The sequence below is a fragment of the Akkermansia muciniphila genome, assembly GCF_018709685.1.
In the GTDB taxonomy this organism is placed as follows: Bacteria; Verrucomicrobiota; Verrucomicrobiia; order Verrucomicrobiales; family Akkermansiaceae; genus Akkermansia; species Akkermansia muciniphila_E.
In genome coordinates this window covers 124,762-142,916 of record NZ_JABDHQ010000002.1, presented here as the reverse complement: position 1 = coordinate 142,916, position 18,155 = coordinate 124,762, and the positions used below count along the sequence as shown (strand labels likewise).

At 59.0% G+C, this 18,155-nt stretch carries 11 protein-coding genes; 2 read left to right on the top strand and 9 right to left on the bottom strand.

Annotated elements, in window-relative coordinates:
- The first annotated feature begins 3 nt into the window (after positions 1-3).
- Positions 4-540: a GNAT family N-acetyltransferase gene (locus tag HHJ06_RS02060; RefSeq protein ID WP_251841378.1), complete on the top strand. Its 537-nt coding sequence runs from the start codon at positions 4-6 to the stop codon at positions 538-540.
- Positions 541-684: 144 nt separating this feature from the next.
- Here the strand turns inward: HHJ06_RS02060 and HHJ06_RS02055 are convergent, their stop codons facing one another.
- On the bottom strand, positions 685-4,338 hold the full coding sequence (locus HHJ06_RS02055; RefSeq protein WP_215427125.1) for an autotransporter outer membrane beta-barrel domain-containing protein: 3,654 nt from the start codon (positions 4,336-4,338) through the stop codon (positions 685-687).
- Positions 4,339-4,811: 473 nt separating this feature from the next.
- On the opposite strand from HHJ06_RS02055, the gene HHJ06_RS02050 reads away from it, so the two are divergent.
- Positions 4,812-6,212 carry a glutamate decarboxylase gene (locus tag HHJ06_RS02050; protein WP_215427124.1) on the top strand — a complete coding sequence of 467 codons (1,401 nt, stop codon included), beginning with the start codon at positions 4,812-4,814 and terminating at the stop codon, positions 6,210-6,212.
- A 452-nt stretch (positions 6,213-6,664) separates the two neighbouring features.
- Here the strand turns inward: HHJ06_RS02050 and HHJ06_RS02045 are convergent, their stop codons facing one another.
- From HHJ06_RS02045 to carB, 8 genes are all read right to left on the bottom strand, one after another.
- Positions 6,665-7,396, bottom strand: coding sequence for a peptidoglycan recognition protein family protein (locus HHJ06_RS02045; protein WP_215427123.1), 732 nt, complete (start codon positions 7,394-7,396; stop codon positions 6,665-6,667).
- Between the two features lie 144 nt (positions 7,397-7,540).
- A complete protein-coding gene (locus HHJ06_RS02040) occupies positions 7,541-8,485 on the bottom strand; it encodes a type I phosphomannose isomerase catalytic subunit (RefSeq protein ID WP_215427122.1) in 945 nt (314 codons plus the stop codon).
- Between the two features lie 75 nt (positions 8,486-8,560).
- Positions 8,561-9,808, bottom strand: a complete 1,248-nt coding sequence (locus tag HHJ06_RS02035) for a hypothetical protein (RefSeq protein WP_215427121.1) — start codon at positions 9,806-9,808, stop codon at positions 8,561-8,563.
- 116 nt (positions 9,809-9,924) lie between these two features.
- On the bottom strand, positions 9,925-11,250 hold the full coding sequence (locus HHJ06_RS02030) for a Na+/H+ antiporter NhaC family protein (RefSeq protein WP_215427120.1): 1,326 nt from the start codon (positions 11,248-11,250) through the stop codon (positions 9,925-9,927).
- A gap of 27 nt (positions 11,251-11,277) precedes the next feature.
- On the bottom strand, positions 11,278-12,366 hold the full coding sequence (locus HHJ06_RS02025; RefSeq protein WP_215427351.1) for a GDP-L-fucose synthase family protein: 1,089 nt from the start codon (positions 12,364-12,366) through the stop codon (positions 11,278-11,280).
- A gap of 1 nt (position 12,367) precedes the next feature.
- Positions 12,368-13,435, bottom strand: a complete 1,068-nt coding sequence (gene gmd, locus HHJ06_RS02020) for a GDP-mannose 4,6-dehydratase (protein ID WP_215427119.1) — start codon at positions 13,433-13,435, stop codon at positions 12,368-12,370.
- Between the two features lie 155 nt (positions 13,436-13,590).
- Positions 13,591-14,697 (bottom strand): glutamine-hydrolyzing carbamoyl-phosphate synthase small subunit, encoded by a 1,107-nt coding sequence (gene carA / locus HHJ06_RS02015; protein ID WP_215427118.1) that lies wholly within the window; start codon positions 14,695-14,697, stop codon positions 13,591-13,593.
- A gap of 27 nt (positions 14,698-14,724) precedes the next feature.
- A complete protein-coding gene (gene carB / locus HHJ06_RS02010; protein ID WP_215427117.1) occupies positions 14,725-17,928 on the bottom strand; it encodes a carbamoyl-phosphate synthase large subunit in 3,204 nt (1,067 codons plus the stop codon).
- Between the last annotated feature and the right edge of the window lie 227 nt (positions 17,929-18,155).

Below are 18,155 nucleotides of genomic sequence, written 5' to 3'. Positions count from 1 at the left end.
AAGATGCTGCTGCCTGAATCGGAGCGCCTGGCATTCAGGGCATGGGAAGAAAGGGACTGGCCCTTTTTTGCCGCCATGAATGCCAATCCGCAGGTGATGCGCTTCTTCCCGGCCGTGATGACGAAGGAGCAATCCCGCTCCATGTGGGACCGCATGCGTGCGGAACTGGATGAAAAAGGGTATGGGCTGTATGCCGTGGAGCTTAAAGCCTCTGGCGCCCTGATCGGATTGATGGGATTCCACTGGGCGGATTTTGCCGCGGAATTCACGCCCTGTGTGGAAATAGGCTGGCGGCTCGTCCCGGAGGCCTGGGGCCATGGCTACGCCACGGAAGGGGCTCGTGCATGCCTGGAACATGGCTTTTCCCGTCTGGGCTTTGACCGCGTGTACTCTTTCACCGCCTGCGTGAACCTCCCCTCGGAGGCTGTGATGAAGCGTGCCGGAATGAATAAAGCCGGGGAATTCAATCATCCCGAAGTGATGCCGGATTCTATCTTATATCCCCATGTGCTTTACATGAGTGAAGCGCCGGACAGATGATTCCGGCGTATGGCTTCCATGTTTTTCTGGCGTGCCCTTTCATGAAAAATCGAACGGGCTGCAATCCCGGAGGAGTGCAGCCCGTTGACTGGGTTGGGGCGCGGGGCAGCAGGACGGAACCGTCCCGCTGCCGCCTGGCGCGACTTAGAAGGCGTAGCTTACACCGGCGTTGACCCGGTGGTAGGTTGACTGGCTTCTACCTTCGAATTCATAGCCTGCGTAGGCCGTCCATTTGGGGTTGATGACCACGGTGCTGTTATAGTTGAGGCGCACGGCGTTCCGGTCCGGGCGGGAGCCCCTCGCGGTCCAGCTGTAATCGTTCAGCAGGCGGGTGGCCCGGGTTTCCGGATTGTCTCGCATCACGTCCGGAACGTAACTCACGGACAAGCTGTTCACCCACAGCACGCCGTTGCTGAATTGCAGCGCCTTGCTGACGCCCACGCCCACCGGCAGGCTCAGGTTCTTCAGGTTTCCGCGGTCAAAGTGCCGGGCGTCGTATCCCGTTTCCGTGAAGGAATTCTGGTTCACCTGCGTGTACTCGATTCCCAGGAAGGGGGAGAGCGTCCAGCCCTTGTTCAGGCTGTGGTCCCACGTGGCCTGAAGGGTGGCGAAGCCCATCCTGTTCTGCCATTTGCCGTGGGAGGCCCCTCCGTCATAATAGGAGTCCAGCTTGTTGGTCGTCCAGCCGAAGCCGGCGGTTCCGCTGATGGTCAGCATGTCCTTGGGCGCCATCTGCTTCCTCCATGCCCCGTACAGCAGGGCAACGTAGGAGGTCTGGTCCACTTCGCTGGCCCAGGTCCGGCTCTTGTTGGTGCCGTACAGGTTGCCGAAGGCGGCGCCCAGAATGGTGTTCGGGGTGAACCTGCGGTCCGCACCCACGGCATAGCCGCCTCCATTGTAATCATAGCCGTCAATGCCGTCCCGGGTTGCATGGTAGGTGAAGTCTCCCATGCCCTTGATCCAGAAGTTGTTCTTCGGGCCCATCAGGAAGCGGGTGATGCCTACCTGCCCCAGCGCGGCATTGGAAACGGACTTCATGTTGGAAGCGGAGCTCCACATGGAGTTGCCGATGTCCGACCCGGCCAGTTCCGGAAGTATTTCTTCAATGTCGTCTGTGGGGTTCCAGACGGCATACAGATGGTCGTTGATCCCGTCATTGTCCTGGTCTTCCCATTCCTTCGTCCAGTACCCTTCGTAGGTATAGGGGGAGTTGACGGTATCGGTGCCGGTGGCGCTTGAATAAATGCCGTCAAAGTCGCCGGAGGTGCCGGGAATGGCAGCATCTTCTATGGACATGGCCAGGAAGCGCTGTTTCTGCGCCCACCGCTTGTGGGCGTAGTCTTCCAGGGAGTCAGCCACCCCCATCGTTCCTCCCATCGTGTGGCTGTTTGCCTGCTCAATGGTGAGGCCGGAGCTGTAATCGTCCATGAAGGGGCGGAAGTCAAAGATAGCGCCCTTGCTGATGTCGATCGTATCCCCGCGGAAGGCGGCTCCTCTTCCGGTCCTCAAGGTCACTCCGGATTCAATGGTGATGTCCTTGCTGTTTACGGAGCTGTTCCCCGTGATTTCCAGAATGCCCTTCTTCACGGTGAAGGAGGAGTTTTTGGCAAGGTCCTTGTTGCCGTAGGTAACTCCGTCTTCCAGGATCAGCGTGCCGTCATGCAAGGTGGTCTTGCCGCTGACGTTGAAGTACTTGGATTCCGCCAGCCGGTTCTGCCAGTCGGATTCCGATTCTCCTGCTGCCTGGGTGATCAGCCTGTTCGCCTCCGACCCGGAGAAGCGGATGGTGCCCTTGAATTCCGGAGCGGCGCCGTTATACGGGGTGGTGTCCACGCCCTCGGACTTGTTAAAGTCAAAGACGATGTTGTCATGCTCCGCTCCGTCGCCTGCGTTGCGGAAAGGGTCATAGAAAGTGACCGTTCTTCCTTCCTGCGCGCGGAGCGCCACGCTATCCATGGAAACGCTTCCGTTGGTGCCAAACACAAGGGAGTTCAGGATGGGATTCTCCCCTCCGCGTTTTTCCGTGTTGCCTTTCACGATGATGTCTCCCTGGTCCGCGGAGAAAACGGCGTCCTTATAATAAAGAAGCATGGCTCCGGCAGTGCCGTCCACGGAGTTGTTCTCAATGAGCACGCCACCGCGGTTATTGATGAATTCCACCCCGTTGGCTCCCTGAAGGGCGCCAACGTTCCATTTGGCGGAGTTGCCGGAAATGGTGACCTTCCCTGTATTGACGAAGGATGTTTTGCCATCTACCAGCAGGGCCCCAAATCCGTAATCCGTGGATTTGTTGTTGGAAATGGAAATGTTCCCCGTATTGGCAAAGGACAGGTTCCCGTGAAACTGTCCCACGCCGTAGTGCCAGCCCGCCGTATTATTGTCCATGGAGATGTTTCCGGTCCGGGTGAACGAGGTATCTCCGGTCACCTCAATGGCGCCGTTGTACTGGTCCGCGCTGTTTCCGGAAAGGGAAATGTTCCCGGCATCCGTAACGCTGAACGTCCCGTAAAACCGCAGGGCCCCGTTGGAACCTTTGGTGGAGTTGCCTTCCACGGTGATGTTCCCGTTATTGCTGAATGTGGTATTGCCGAAGACGGCCACGCCGCCCATTTGCTTGTTGGAGCTGTTTCCTGAAATGGTGATGTCTCCCGTATTGGTGACATTCCAGTCCTTGCTGATCCAGCCCACGGCATACGTATTGTCCGCGTGGTTGTTGATGAAGGTGATGGAGGCGACGTTATTGAGGTTGAAGCTTCCGCTGACGCCGAATGCCCCGGCGCTGTTGCTGGCATGGTTGCCTTCAAAGCGCAGGTCCCCTCCGACGTTGGAGATGTCCAGGTCCTGGCCGCTATAAACGGCGCCGAAATTGCCGTTCCATTCGGAGGCCAGTTCACCGGCATCAGCCCGGTTGTTTTTGAAAACCACGTCTCCGGTAACGCCGTTTATCTTCATGCCGCCTCCGGTATTATCATAACCGTCCACGGCGCCTGCATAGGCGTAAATGGCTCCGGCCATCCATGCGGAATTGTTTTCAAAGGTCATGCTGCCGTTGACGTTCTGGAACGTCAGCGCGTATTCTCCGGCGGGGATGTAGGCCTTGCTTGCCGTAGAGGTGGAGTCGTGCGCGCCAGCGTAAATGGCGCCCCCGATGTTGGAGTGGGCGCTCGTGGGCGAGTGTCCGGTGGAGTTCCCGCTGAACAGGATGGACTTGGTATTTTCAAAGTCGATCTTTCCCCACGTAAACAGGGCTCCCCCCAGGGCCTGCCCCTGCTGGCTGTCGTCACCCAGCATGTTGTTGGTGAAGGAGATGTTGCCCATGTGGGAGAAAGTGATGTCTCCCCTTGCGTTCACGGCTCCCCCCGCGTTCGTATCTGCATTCACGATGGACTTGCAATTGTTGAAGGAAAGGTCGCCCATGTCCGTGAAGGTGAGCGTTTCCCCGCGGATGGCGCCTCCGCCTTCGTTGTCATTGACCCATCGGTTGCTGTGAAGGGAGGAACAGTCGTCAAAGCTCATGGACATTCCCGTGCCGGTAAAGGTCATGACGGACTCGCTGGCGGGACGGGTGTGGTCCGCCAGCTGGTTGAAGAAGACGCTCCCTGCGTAAACGGTGTCTTCCGTACGGAATCCGGAAAAGCTCAGGTCCTCCTTCAAGGTGTAGGTGATGCTGTCCTGGGTCTCCTGGCGCGTGTCAACGGTGCCCTGATAGAGGTCTTCAGCCTGCTGGGCTGCTCCCGTCTGCACCAGGGAAGCTGTCATCAGGAGAAGGATGGCGGATACTGCAAATGTTGGTTTCATTAATATGCGGTAAGGTTCTTTGTTAGGTACCAGACCTGAGCCGTCTTTTGCCTGGGCGCCCGGGTGGGGGCTTGTGCGCGCGCCGGCACTGTTGCCTGGAAACTATGAGAGTCTCCGGAGAACGTTTTTTCTCAACGAATGTCACGGTGTATGGGAAGGCTCTTCTAACATATAATTTCGCTTCGCCGTTGAATCTGAAAATGTCCGGCTTCCTCATCTGTGAAAATATGGCCTGTGTCATACATAGGGTCTTTTATGAGTGTAGGTCAGTAAATATAACAAATTCTGTAATTTAATGATTTTGAGTAATACATGGATAATAAAATAAAGCTTGTTCCTGTATTTTTGTAGAAAAGTTATGCCGGAGCGAATGACAATAGAAATATGAACACTTTTGTCCGTGAAAGCTTCTATCCTTTATGCGGGCGGTCTTTCACGGCTGGCCCGGAAACGATGAAACAATAGATACCGTCATGTTTGATCCAAATCAAAAACCCGATACAGCCCGGTCGGAAAATTCCATTTTCGGCTCTCCGGAAGCAGACAACCTCCTGCCCAAGGACCAGTTCCCGGATTACGCCATGCGCGCAGAAGACGCCTTCCAGCTGGTGTCCGATGAATTAATGCTGGACGGCAACGCCCGCCAGAACCTCGCAACCTTCTGCCAGACATGGGATGAAAAGCAGGTCCGGATGCTGATGAATATCAGCATAAATAAAAATATGATCGACAAGGATGAATACCCCCAGACAGCCGCCATTGAAATGCGCTGCGCTGCGATCATTGCCAATCTTTGGAACGCCAGCCAGGATGAAAAGCCCATCGGTTGTTCCACCATCGGTTCCAGTGAAGCGTGCATGCTTGGCGGCATGGCTGCCCTTTGGCGCTGGAGAGCCCGCCAGAAGGCCGCCGGCAAACCCATTGACAAGCCCAACCTGGTATGCGGCCCCGTCCAGATCTGCTGGCACAAGTTCTGCCGTTACTGGGACATTGAAATGCGTGAAATCCCCATGGCTCCCGGACAGTGGAAAATGGATGTGGAAAACATGCTGCAGCAGGTTGATGAAAACACCATCGTGGTGGTTCCCACTTTCGGCGTGACCTACACGGGCGCTTATGAACTGCCTGCGGAAATTGCCAAGGCCCTGGACGATTACGAAGACAGGACCGGCATCAGCGTGGACATCCACGTGGACGGCGCCAGCGGCGGTTTCCTGGCTCCGTTCTGCGCCCCGGACATTGTCTTTGACTTCCGTATTCCCCGCGTCAAGTCCATCAGCGCTTCCGGCCACAAATACGGTCTTGCTCCGCTCGGAGTGGGCTGGGTGGTATGGAGGGACATCGCCGACCTGCCTGAAGGGTTGATCTTCAACGTCAACTATCTTGGCGGTGAAATCCCCAACTTCGCCATTAACTTCTCACGGCCGGCCGGGCAGATCATCTGCCAGTACTATGACTTCATCCGTTTGGGCAAGGAAGGGTATACCAACATCCATACCCAGGCCTATGAAGTGGCCAAGTACATTTCAGATGAAGTTTCCAAGCTGGGGCCGTATGAATTCATTTGCACGGGCGATCCGGAAAAGGGCATTCCCGCCGTCTGCTTCTTCATCAAGGACGGAGCCAAGACGAACTATACCCTCTTCGACCTCTCGGACAAGCTGAGAACCCGCGGCTGGCAGGTGCCCGCCTTCACCCTCCCGGCAAATTGCCAGGATACCGTGGTGATGCGCGTCATGGTCCGCCAGGGCTTCACCAAGGACCTCGCAGACCTGTTCCTGGAAGACTTCAAGCGCATGATCGACTTCTTCGAGAAGCACCCGGTCACTTCCCCGATGACGGCGGAAGAAGGCACGGCTTTCCACCACTCCTGATGGAAGCTCCGCTGAGTGATTTTTGTTGGATGAATAAGTGTGTGTAAGCGCAGCTCCGCAGTTGCCAAGGTTTGTGCGTGGACCTGGCAGCTGCGGAGTTCTTTTTGCTCCCTTCACCTTTTTGTAAAAAGAACCGGGTTTGCTCATAGGCAGACCCGGTTTTTTTTGCATGGCCCAGGACATGCGGTTCATTCCCCCGTCAGTGAGGCTGCCGGGCAGGACCCGCCGTTCTTGTAAAAAGATTTCCGGCAGGGCATGCTGCGGATTTGATGATTTTACGCAAGCTCCGCAACAGGGCGGCTTTCCGGCTGGGGTAGTGCAAGGAGGCCAGTGGCGCGAAATACTTCACCGGCCTATGTTCACATGCCGGAGAAAAGAAGCAGGGCATCCTGAGGAAGGGAGCCTTCAACCCGTGTCCATCCCCGGAGCGGAGGGATGGTATGGAGCTGTATTCAGCTGATGCAGCGGTAGTAATAATCCACGCGGGAGATGAACCAGGACCATTTGAAGCCGGGCTTGCCGTTGTCCAGCAGCAGGTGGGGGCAGCGTTTGCCCGTCCAGTAATAGTGAGGAACGACGTTCCGCAGGGGAATATCGTGGGCATACATGTTATAGGCGGCCAGCTTGGCGGCGCGGTCAAAGGTTTTCACGATGCTCTGGCCCCGTTTTTCACACATTTCAATGCCAATGGAATACAGGTCCCCGGGGCCGCCGCGGTCTGCATGGCGGCCCGTTTCGTTCAGGGGAATGTGCTGCATGGCCACGTACGGGTCTACCGTGTAGTGCCAGTTGCAGTGCAGGGCGCCGTTATTCAGGGCGCGGGCGTGCTGCATGGCGTCTGCGGACGGATTTTCCGTGTTGTGCATGGTGATGAAGCGCGGCTTCATCCGGGAGGAGCGCCGGCGCAGCGGTGAAGAGCTGGGCATGAACATCGGGTGCACGTTGCATTCCGCCAGCAGTTGCCGCGGGGAGCGTTTCACCAGGGGAACGCCGGAGGGTTTGAAGGAGATCATGGGCGCCATCCCGGCCTTGCCGGAGGGTTCCGAACAGCTGGTCAGGGCCAGCAGGGCGGCAGCTTCCATCAGGAAGGTACGGCGATCAATGCCCCGGACTTTTTCCAGCATGGGCTGGAGTTGTCCGGAAACGCGGCCAAGATAAGTGGCGATGGTGGAAATGTTGCTCATGGGCTGTCCGGGTTGGGAATTTACGGCGCTGGTGCGGGGAAAGTTTAGTTCAAGCTAAGATTCACTTTCCTTCTTTGCAACGAAAAAGTGTGAAAGCTTTAGCTTTGTGCTGAATTCTTCACGCTTTTTGTCATATTGGCCTGTTCAAACCGTTGTTAAAAGCAAAACGGTCCCCGGCTCCGCGGCGGTAACGGCGTCCGCGCCGGCCGGGGAAAGGATGAATTCCCCTTGCCGGGCCGTTTTTCCATCCCATGCTACGGAGCCGCGGAGAACCGTGAAAATGGCAAAGCGGAAAGCGTCCGGCTGGGTGAAACGCTCTCCCCTGTCCAACCGGTATTCCTCCATGGTGAAGTACGGCATTTCAGTCAGGTAGCCGGGCTGACGGCTGAGTTTCCGGAATTCCGCGATGGAATCCAGAGCCTGATCCATGTGCAGTTCCCTCCCTTTTCCTGAAGCGTCCGTCCGGTTCCAGTCATAAAGGCGGTAGGTAGTGTCGCTATTCTGCTGGATTTCTGCAATGAGGTGGCCGGCGCCGATGGCGTGGACCAGGCCCGCGGGAATGTAAAGATGTTCCCCTTCCTTCAAATGGGTGGAGCGTATCAGTTCTTCCATCCGGCCCGTTTCCGCCGCGCGGCGGATGTCTCCGGGTGTGGCGTCTTCTTTCATCCCTCCGTAAATCAGCGCGTCCTGGTCCGCGTCCAGCACGTACCAGACTTCGTTTTTAACTTCTCCGTTCAGGGCGGCTGCCGTGCGTTCCGGGGGATGAACCTGGACGGAAAGGTTTTCACGGGCATCCAGAATTTTGCAGAGCAGGGGAAAGCGCGGAAAACGTTCATAGCCGGGGCCGAAAATTTCCTCCCTCCGTTCCTCCCACAGCCGGTGCAGGGGCGTCCCCTCCCATTCTCCTTCCCGCACCACGCTCATGGCTTCCGGACGGTCGCTGATTTCCCAGGCTTCCCCGTAGGCCGTTTCCCGGTCGGGCAATTCCCGGCCCAGCAACGTTCTCATGTGCTGGCCGCCCCAGATGCGGGGCTGGTAGATGGAATGAAAGCGGAAAGGCTGCATGATCGTGGAGGGAGCGTAGGCCATCTTTTACGGGCAGACAAGCAAAATGCCCGCAGGAGGCCTGCGGGCATGAAGGAGGGGCAATAGGGCGCTTCCGGCTTATTTGATGGATTCCCAGACGATGCCGATTTCATCAAACGGCACGTATTCCTTGCTTTTATCAGGCTTCGGTACGCCGTAATTGGTCCGGAACAGCGGGAGGATGGGCGCGCCCGTCTTGGGATCCTTGCTCATGGGGGGCACCCCCACTTCCTCCAGAAGAAGAGTCATGCCGAATTCCCCGCCGGGACCTTCGCTGACCAGGATTTCAATGGGGTATACCTTGCCTTGCTCCACCGTGAACGGCTTGCCGGCGGCTACGCCGCGCATGGTGTTGTTCCAGTGTCCGGAGGTGCCGTACTTGTAGAACGTGACGGGCGGAACGTTGATGCCGATGTCCTTGAGTTCCTTTTTCTGCGCGTCGTTGCCGGGTTTGCCTTCCATGGCATCCAGCCATTGCGCGTTATTCGCCGTCATTTTTCCCAGGGAGGCGGATTCCCAGCCGTAGTCGAATACGTTCTGGTTGTTGAACCGCACTGCCAGATAGTCGTCCCCCAGGCCTACAAAACGGAACGTTCCGGATTTGGGAGCGCGAACCTTGCCGCGGTAAATGGCAAGCCACTGGCTGGGTTTGACCTTGTCGTCGCATCCGTAGGCCTTGGGCGCGTCTTTGGCGGGGGTTCTGGGGATGTAGAACTGGGCGGCGTACAGCTGCTGGGGCGCCTTGTAAAAGCGGTTCAGCTCCGACTCATTCCAGCCCTTGTTGACAAAGCGGGAAAGAAAGGCGCGGTACTGCTCCATGTTCATATTGGTAGGGCGTCCTCCGGGCGTCTGCTTGGCATCGTAAAAGGTACCTACCAGCGTACTGCCGGAAGGCTGGGACGTGCCGAAGGCAGAGGTGGAATCCCCCAGGTCGGGGCCGAATCCGTCTCCCATGCCCAGCGCGGTTCCTTCCTCCAGCATGACGGGTTCATCCGGAGGATCAATGTCAATCTTGGGGAGGCTGACCGGGGCCGCCGCCGCGGCCACCACTACCTTGACGGGCGTTTCCGCATGGGAGGAAGAGGAGGTTTCCCTCTGCACTTCCGGCGGGGGAGGCGTATCCGCCGGAGGGGCCTCGTCAGGCGTAATGTAGCCGACGACCTTGGGCTCTTCCGGGGGAGCGATGATGATGGTCAGGGAATAGAGAATGGCTCCGGCAAGAATGACGGAGAGAAAGGATGTCGCCAGGGCGGCAATGTAATTTTTCCGCCTTTCCTTGCGCAGCGTGTCTACTGCTTCTTCTGTAGGTTCGATATGAAGGCTCATGCATATATGATAACACAGGAGCTCCATATGTTGAGTAACATGAGGATAACAAGGATAACATGTCGGTAACAAAAAGGTGCGGCACCCCGGGTTAAGCCCCGTTTGCCGGACGTCCGTCAGCTTTTCCTGCGCCGTCTTGCCCTTCCGGGAGCCAGGGCGATGGCGGCGATGGAGCAAACCCCCAGAATCAGGGGGTAGTACAGGTACTCCATGATCATGAGCGGGGAAACCTGGGCGATGCCCGCCGCCATCAGCATCTGGGCCCCGTAGGGGATAACGCCCTGGACCAGGCAGGAGAATGTATCCAGAATACTGGCGCTGCGCCTGGGCGGAATGTGGAATTTGTCGCTGATCTCCTTGGCGATGGGGCCTGCCGTGATGATGGCGATCGTATTGTTGGCCGTGCAGAGATTGGCCATGGAGACAAGGGCCGCGATGCTGAATTCCGCCCCGCGCCGCCCCCGGATATGGGACGTGATTTTTCCGATGATGTAGGCAATGCCCCCATTGTAGCGTATCAGGGCCAGCACGCCGCCGGCCAGCAGGGTGACGATGATCAGTTCCCCCATGCCGGTCATGCCCCCGCCCATGGCGCGGAACCAGGCCATGAAGGAAAAATACCCCATGCCTACTCCCACAAGTCCCGTGGCGAGCAGTCCCAGTGTCAGGACAACCATGACATGGACTCCGGCCAGCGCCGTCGCCAGCACAAGCAGGTAGGGGAAAACCTTCATCCATTCAATGGGGGCGTCTCCCATGGGGGGAGACTGCACGTTCCAGCCCAGCAGCACATAGCAGGCCAGGGCCAGCAGAGCGGCGGGGAAAACCACCTTCACGTTGGCCCGGAACTTGTCCCTCATGGCGCATCCCTGCGTCCGGGTGGCGGCAATTGTAGTGTCTGAAATAAAGGAAAGGTTGTCTCCGAAAAACGCGCCGCCCACCACAATGGCCGTCATCATCCCCGTGCCGGCCTGCGTGGCCTCGGCCAGTCCCACGGCTACCGGAGCCAGCGCTACGATGGTGCCTACGGAGGTGCCTACGGAAAGGGAAATGAAGCAGGAGGCAATGAAGACGCTGGCAAGCAGCAGGTTGTCCGGCAGGAGGCGCAGGGTAAGCTGCACGGTGGCGTCAATGGCGCCCATGTCCCTGGCGGACTGGGCGAATGCGCCCGCCAGCACGAATATCCAGATCATCATCAGGATGTTCCTGTTGGCTACTCCGGAGGAGAACAGGTCCACCCGCTCCGCCATGCTTTTCCCGCGGGTGATGAGCACGGCCCAGACAGCCGCAGCCGTAAAGGCCACCGTCACCGGGACGGCGTAAAAATCCCGTACGGTTACGGAGATCACCAGGTAAAGCAGGAAGAAAACCAGCAGGGGGCTCAGCGCCCACAGGCTTGGTTTGGCAGGAGCCGTATCATTACTGTCTGGAAAGTGGCTCATGGGCGGTGCGGGCGGCCGGAGGCGGCGTTAATGTCCGGCGGCTTCCGCCTGGTCCAGGTACCACCGGTAGATGCGTTCCACGCCTTCCTCCAGTTCCACCCGGTGGGTCCAGCCCAGGGAGTGTAGCTTGGAAACGTCCGTCAGCTTGCGCATGGTGCCGTCCGGCTTGTCCGCGTTGAACACCAGTTCTCCGCGGTAGCCTTCCGTAGCGGCGATGAGCCGCGCCAGATCGCCGATGGAAATTTCCTTCCCCGTGCCGATGTTGATGTGGCAGTTGCGGACTTCCCGGCCCTCTCCTTTCAGATTGCTGAAATCCACCCGTTCCATCACGTGGACGCAGGCGTCCGCCATGTCCTCGCTCCACAGGAATTCGCGCAGGGGCGTACCCGTCCCCCACAGTTCCACGGAACCGGGGGTGATGCCGTACTTGCCCAGCACGGCCAGGATGGCTTCTTCCGGAGCCGTTCCGTCCACCTGTTCCACGGGACGGGCGGCCATGTCTTTCCGCACGGCGTTCCAGTCCCCCTCCATCAGGCATTTGGCCAGATGGATTTTGCGCACCATGGCGGGCAGCACGTGGCTGTTCTCCAGGTGGAAATTGTCATTGGGGCCGTACAGGTTCGTGGGCATGACGGCAATATAGTTGGTGCCGTACTGGAGGTTGAAGCTTTCGCACATCTTCAGCCCTGCGATCTTGGCGATGGCATAGGGCTCGTTGGTATATTCCAGCGGGGAAGTGAGCAGGGCGTCCTCCTTCATGGGCTGGGGGGCCTCACGCGGATAAATGCACGTGCTCCCCAGGAAAAGGAGCTTGGAGACGCCGTGGCGGAAGCTTTCCCCGATGACGTTCTGCTGAATCTGGAGGTTGCGGAAGATGAAATCCGCGCGGTAGCGCGAGTTGGCGATGATGCCGCCCACAAACGCCGCCGCCAGAAAGACGTATTCCGGCTTTTCACGGTCAAAAAATTCCCGGACGGTCTCCGGGTCTTCCAGGTCCAGTTCCCGGTGCGTCCGGCCGATCAGGTTGGAATACCCTTTCTTTTCCAGGGATTTCCAGATGGCGAAACCTACCAGGCCGCGGTGCCCGGCCACAAAGATGGCGCTGTTTTTTTCCATCTCAGCCATTGACGGGATTCTTGACGTACTCCATGTCATGCTTCACCATGATGCGCACGAGCTCCTCAAACGGCGTGGAGGTGGGATTCCAGCCCAGAAGGGTTCTGGCCTTGGTAGGGTCTCCCAGCAGCTGTTCCACTTCGGAAGGACGGAAATATTTTGGGTCCACTTCCACCAGGATATTGCCCGTCTTTTTGTCGCGGCCGCGTTCTTCCACGCCTTCGCCTTCCCATTCCAGTTCTATCCCGGCTTCGCGGAAGGCCAGCGTGCAGAATTCACGGACGGTGTGCATCTCCCCGGTGGCGATGACGAAGTCTTCCGGCTTGTCATGCTGGAGGATCAGCCACATGCATTCCACGTAATCCCTGGCATAGCCCCAGTCGCGCAGGGCGTTCAAATTGCCCAGGTAAAGCTTGTCCTGCATGCCCTGGGCAATGCGGGCCGCCGCCAGCGTGATCTTGCGGGTGACGAAGTTTTCCCCGCGGCGTTCGCTCTCATGGTTGAACAGAATGCCGTTGACGGCAAACATGCCGTAGGATTCCCGGTAATTCTTGGTAATCCAGAACCCGTACTGCTTGGCTACGCCGTAGGGGGAGCGAGGGTAGAACGGGGTGGTTTCCTTCTGGGGGACTTCCTGCACCAGGCCGAAGAGTTCGGAGGTGGAGGCCTGGTAAATGCGGCATTTCTTCTCCATGCCCAGGATGCGGACGGCTTCCAGCATGCGGAGGGTGCCCACGGCATCCGTTTCCGCCGTGTATTCCGGCACGTCAAAGCTGACCTTCACATGGCTCTGGGCGGCCAGGTTGTAAATTTCATCCGGCTGCACGGTCTGGATAATGCGAATCAGGGAGCTGGAATCCGTCATGTCGCCGTAATGGAGGTTGACCAGGCGGTTCTTCTTCATGTCCCGGACCCACTCGTCCAGGTAAAGATGTTCAATGCGGCCCGTGTTGAAGGAAGAGGAGCGGCGCAGGATGCCGTGGACTTCATAACCTTTGTCGATCAGGAACTCGGCGAGAAAAGAGCCGTCCTGCCCCGTAATGCCGGAGATCAATGCGATTTTGCTCATGTGATGTATACTTCAGGTGTTTGCTGGTTGAGGAGGCCTGGAGTGAAACCCTCCGGAGGCATGATGGATGCCCTCCGTCAAAAATAATGCATTCTTCCCATGATGACGAGGAAAATGCACCGGCTTTTGAAGAGGGCGGCGCGCCGGCAGGACGCTTATTGTTTGCGGGATGCAATCATTTGCTTGAACTCCCGGAACAGGTACTGGGGATCCCTGGGGCCGGGAGCGGCTTCCGGATGGTACTGCACGCTGAAAACGGGAAGCGTCTTGTGGGCAATGCCTTCCACGGTATTGTCATTCAGGTTCACCAGCGTGATCTCCACGTCGTCCGGCACGGTGTCCGGGTCCACGGCGAATCCGTGGTTCTGGGACGTGATGCTGATTTTGCCCGTGCGGAGGTCTTTCACCGGGTGGTTGGCCCCGCGGTGGCCGAACTTGAGCTTGAAGGTCTTCGCTCCAAGCGCGTGGGAAATGATCTGGTGCCCCAGGCAGATGCCGAACATGGGGACCTTTCCGAGCAGGGACTCCACCTCCCGGTGGATGTCCGTCAGCGTGGCGGGGTCCCCGGGCCCGTTGGAAAGAAAGACGCCGTCCGGTTTCATGGCGAGCACTTCCTCCGCCGTGGCGTGGGCCGGAACTACGGTCACGCGGAAGCCGTTTTCCCGCAGCTGGCGCAGGATGTTGTACTTGATGCCGAAGTCGAAGGCCACGAGGTCATACTCCACGGGGGGCAGTTCCCGGTCCGTCACCAGGGCGTCCACTTCCTCCGGCGTCATGGGATGGGAGCCGATCTTGTCCACGATATTGCAGCCTTCCATGGAGGGGGCCTTTCTGGCCGCTTCCACGGCTTCCTCCGGCGTCAGTTCCGTGGTGAGGCAGGCGCGCATGGCTCCGGCGGAACGCAGGTGCTTGGCGATCTTGCGGGTGTCCACTCCCTCAATGCCGATGACGCCCTGCTTTTCCAGCCACGGACCCAGGGCCTCCGTGGCTCGCCAGTTGGAGTGGACCTTCGCCAGCTCCGCCACCACAAAACCGCTGACCTGCGCCTTGCCGGACTCGTAATCTTCCGGGTTGACGCCGTAATTGCCGATCAGGGGATAGGTCATCGTGACGATCTGGCCGCTGTAGGACGGGTCCGTCAGGACTTCCTGGTAGCCGGTCATGGAGGTGTTGAAGCAGGCTTCCCCCACTTCCGTGCCCGTGGCTCCGAAGTGTGAACCGATAAAGACGCTGCCGTCTTCCAGTGCGAGAATGGCTCTCATGATATGGGTATTCTGTATGGTGCGGGGTTAAAGGGTTTCAGCGTGGTATTCCTGGATGGTGCGGACCTGGAGGTCCCTGTTTTTCAGCGCCTCGATGGCATTCACGCAGGCCTGGGCGGAGGCCAGGTTCGTGCAGTAGGACGTCTTGGTGGCGATGGCGGAGGAGCGGATGATGATGTCGTCCGCGCGGGCGTCATGGGAGCCGGGGGTATTGATGATGAAATTGATCTCCCCGTTCTTGATGTGGTCCACGATGTTCGGGCGGCGCTCCTCGTTCACCTTGTAGGCGCGTTCGCATTCAATGTCGTGCTGGAGCAGGTGGATCATCGTGCCGCGCGTGGCGCACAGGATGAAGCCCATGTCCACCAGCTGGCGGGCCATGTGGAGCACCCGTTCCTTGTCACGGTCATTCACGGAGATGAACACCTTGCCCTCCGTGGGCAGCGGGTTGAAGGCGCTGATCTGGGACTTGGCGAAGGCGATGTCCGGGTCCGGGTCAATCCCCATGACCTCCCCGGTGGACTTCATTTCCGGTCCCAGCACCACGTCGATGCCCGGGAAGCGGCCCCACGGGAAGACGGCCTCCTTCACACAGTGGTATTCCGGCGTGATTTCCCGGGTGAAGCCCAGTTCCGCCAGCGTCTTTCCGGCCATAATCTGGGCCGCCAGCTTGGCGAGCGGCTTGCCGATGGCCTTGGAGACGAAGGGCACCGTGCGGGAGGCGCGCGGATTGACCTCAATCACGTAAAGCTGTTCGTCCTTCACGGCAAACTGGATGTTCATCAGCCCGCAGACGTTCAGGCGGCGCGCCAGTTCCTTGGAGGCCCGCGTGATTTCCTTGTGCATCTTCATGGAAATGCCCATGGCCGGAATCATGCTGGCGGAGTCCCCGGAGTGGATGCCCGCCGGTTCCACGTGCTGCATGATGGCGCCGATGACGGCCCGTTCCCGGTCCGCGATGACGTCCACGTCAATTTCCACGGCGTTTTCCAGAAAGCGGTCGATCAGCACGGGGCGTTCCTCGGACGCCTCCACGGCCTCCGTCATGTACCGGCGCAGTTCCTTCTCTTCATACACAATGATCATGCCGCGGCCGCCCAGGACAAAGGAGGGGCGCAGGAGCACCGGATAGCCGATGCGCGCGGCGATGGCGGCGGCATCCTCCACGTTGGTGGCCGTTCCCGCATCCGCCTGCTTCAGTCCCAGCTCCTTCAGCAGGGCGGAGAAATGCTCCCGGTCTTCCGCCAGGTCTATGGCCTTCGGGCTGGTGCCGATGATGGGCACGCCGTGAGCCTCCAGGGCGTTGGCCAGGTTCAGCGGCGTCTGGCCGCCGAACTGCACGATGACGCCGTCCGGTTTTTCCTGCGCGCAGATGTGCAGCACGTCTTCCAGCGTCAGGGGTTCAAAGAAAAGCTTGTCTGAGGAATCATAGTCCGTGGAGACGGTTTCCGGATTGGAATTGACGATGATGGTTTCATAACCCAGCTCCCGCAGGGCCATGGAGGCGTGCACGCAGCAGTAGTCGAACTCAATGCCCTGGCCGATGCGGTTCGGTCCACCGCCCAGAATGAGGATTTTCCTGCGGCCCGTGTCGCGCGCCTCGTTTTCATCCCCGTAAGTGGAATAAAAATAGGGCGTATACGCCTCAAATTCCGCCGCGCAGGTGTCCACCAGGCGGTAGCCGGGAATGATGCCCTGTTCCACGCGTTCCTTCCGGATATGTTCTTCCGTGGTTCCGCGGGCCAGCGCGATCTGCCTGTCTGAAAAGCCCAGTTTCTTGGCTTCCCGCAGGTCCAGCGTGTCCAGGCGGTCTCCCGCCTTCGCCAACTCCTGCATCTGGGCCAGGAACCAGGGGTCTATCTGGGTGATCTGGTGCACCTCCTCCAGCGTAAAGCCGTTGCTGAATGCCGTCTGGATCCAGAAAATGCGTTCCGCGGTGGGAACGCCCAGCTTCCGGGTAATCTCCTCCGCCGTCGCGCCGCGGGGAGCCTTGGCGTCAAAACCCCAGCCCCAGCGGCCCGTTTCCAGGGAGCGCAGGGCCTTTTGCAGGGACTCCTTGAACGTGCGGCCGATGGCCATGGCTTCCCCCACGGATTTCATGGAGGTGGTCAGGTGCTCGTCCGCCTGCTTGAACTTTTCAAACGTAAAGCGCGGAACTTTCGTGACCACGTAGTCAATGGTGGGCTCAAAGCAGGCGGGCGTTTCCCGCGTGATGTCGTTGCGCAATTCATCCAGCGTGTAGCCCACGGCCAGCTTGGCGGCCAGTTTCGCGATGGGGAAGCCGGTGGCCTTGGAGGCCAGGGCGGAGGAACGGGAAACGCGGGGATTCATCTCAATGACGATCATGCGCCCGTTGGTCGGATTAATGGCAAACTGGATGTTGGAGCCGCCCGTCTCCACGCCGATCTCCCGGATCACGGCGAAGGAGGCGTCCCGCATGACCTGGTATTCCCGGTCCGTCAGGGTCTGGATGGGGGCCACGGTAATGGAATCTCCGGTATGAACGCCCATGGGGTCGATATTCTCAATGGAGCAGATCACCACGCAATTGTCCGCGCGGTCTCGCATGACTTCCATTTCAAACTCCTTCCAGCCGATCAGGGATTCTTCAATCAGGATTTCCGAAACGGGGGAGAGGTCCAGCCCGCGGGCGCAGATTTCCTCAAACTCCGTCTTGTTGTACGCCACGCCGCCGCCCATGCCCCCCAGCGTGAAGGCGGGGCGTATGATGAGGGGGAAGGTGCCGATGTCCCGGGCCACCTGCCGGGCCTCCTCCATTGTGTGGGCAATGCCGGAGCACGGCACGTCCAGGCCGATGCGGATCATGGCCTCCTTGAACAGGCTGCGGTCCTCCCCGCGGTCAATGGCGTCCGCGTTGGCACCGATCATGCGCACGTTCTCCCGTTCCAGCACGCCGCTGCGGAAGAGTTCCATGGCACAGTTCAGGGCTGTCTGGCCGCCCAGGGTGGGAAGAAGGGCGTCCGGCTTCTCCCGGATGATAATCTTCTCCACAAACTCCGGAGTGATCGGTTCAATGTAGGTGCGGGGGGCGGTCTCCGGATCCGTCATGATCGTGGCGGGATTGGAATTGACCAGCACCACTTCATAACCCTCTTCCCGGAGGGCTTTGCAGGCCTGGGTGCCGGAGTAGTCGAATTCGCAACCCTGGCCGATGACGATCGGGCCGGAGCCGATCACGAGAATTTTTTTGATGGAGGTGTCTTTAGGCATAATGGCGATGGAAGAATCTTGCGGGTTCGGGCCGTAGATTTCCGCCGGGGGAATTAAGTGCCCGCAGGGCTCCTGAGGAAAGTTTTTTTACGGCCAATGACGCGGATTTTTCAGGGGTTGGGGCGAGGCGGAAAACGGCGGGAAAAATGCGGGGCGGACCGGGGCGCGCCAAGGCTCCGGAGCCCTGCCGGACCTCCTGCGGGGAGAAGATTTCCCGCAGGAGGGCG

Excerpts from the sequence above, each read along its gene's own strand:
- HHJ06_RS02060 (WP_251841378.1), top strand. The coding sequence starts at position 4 with ATGCTGCTGCCTGAATCGGAGCGCCTGGCATTCAGGGCATGGGAAGAA.
- HHJ06_RS02055 (WP_215427125.1), bottom strand. The coding sequence starts at position 4,338 with ATGAAACCAACATTTGCAGTATCCGCCATCCTTCTCCTGATGACAGCT.
- HHJ06_RS02050 (WP_215427124.1), top strand. The coding sequence starts at position 4,812 with ATGTTTGATCCAAATCAAAAACCCGATACAGCCCGGTCGGAAAATTCC.
- HHJ06_RS02045 (WP_215427123.1), bottom strand. The coding sequence starts at position 7,396 with ATGAGCAACATTTCCACCATCGCCACTTATCTTGGCCGCGTTTCCGGA.
- HHJ06_RS02040 (WP_215427122.1), bottom strand. The coding sequence starts at position 8,485 with ATGGCCTACGCTCCCTCCACGATCATGCAGCCTTTCCGCTTTCATTCC.
- HHJ06_RS02035 (WP_215427121.1), bottom strand. The coding sequence starts at position 9,808 with ATGAGCCTTCATATCGAACCTACAGAAGAAGCAGTAGACACGCTGCGC.
- HHJ06_RS02030 (WP_215427120.1), bottom strand. The coding sequence starts at position 11,250 with ATGAGCCACTTTCCAGACAGTAATGATACGGCTCCTGCCAAACCAAGC.
- HHJ06_RS02025 (WP_215427351.1), bottom strand. The coding sequence starts at position 12,366 with ATGGAAAAAAACAGCGCCATCTTTGTGGCCGGGCACCGCGGCCTGGTA.
- gmd (WP_215427119.1), bottom strand. The coding sequence starts at position 13,435 with ATGAGCAAAATCGCATTGATCTCCGGCATTACGGGGCAGGACGGCTCT.
- carA (WP_215427118.1), bottom strand. The coding sequence starts at position 14,697 with ATGAGAGCCATTCTCGCACTGGAAGACGGCAGCGTCTTTATCGGTTCA.
- carB (WP_215427117.1), bottom strand. The coding sequence starts at position 17,928 with ATGCCTAAAGACACCTCCATCAAAAAAATTCTCGTGATCGGCTCCGGC.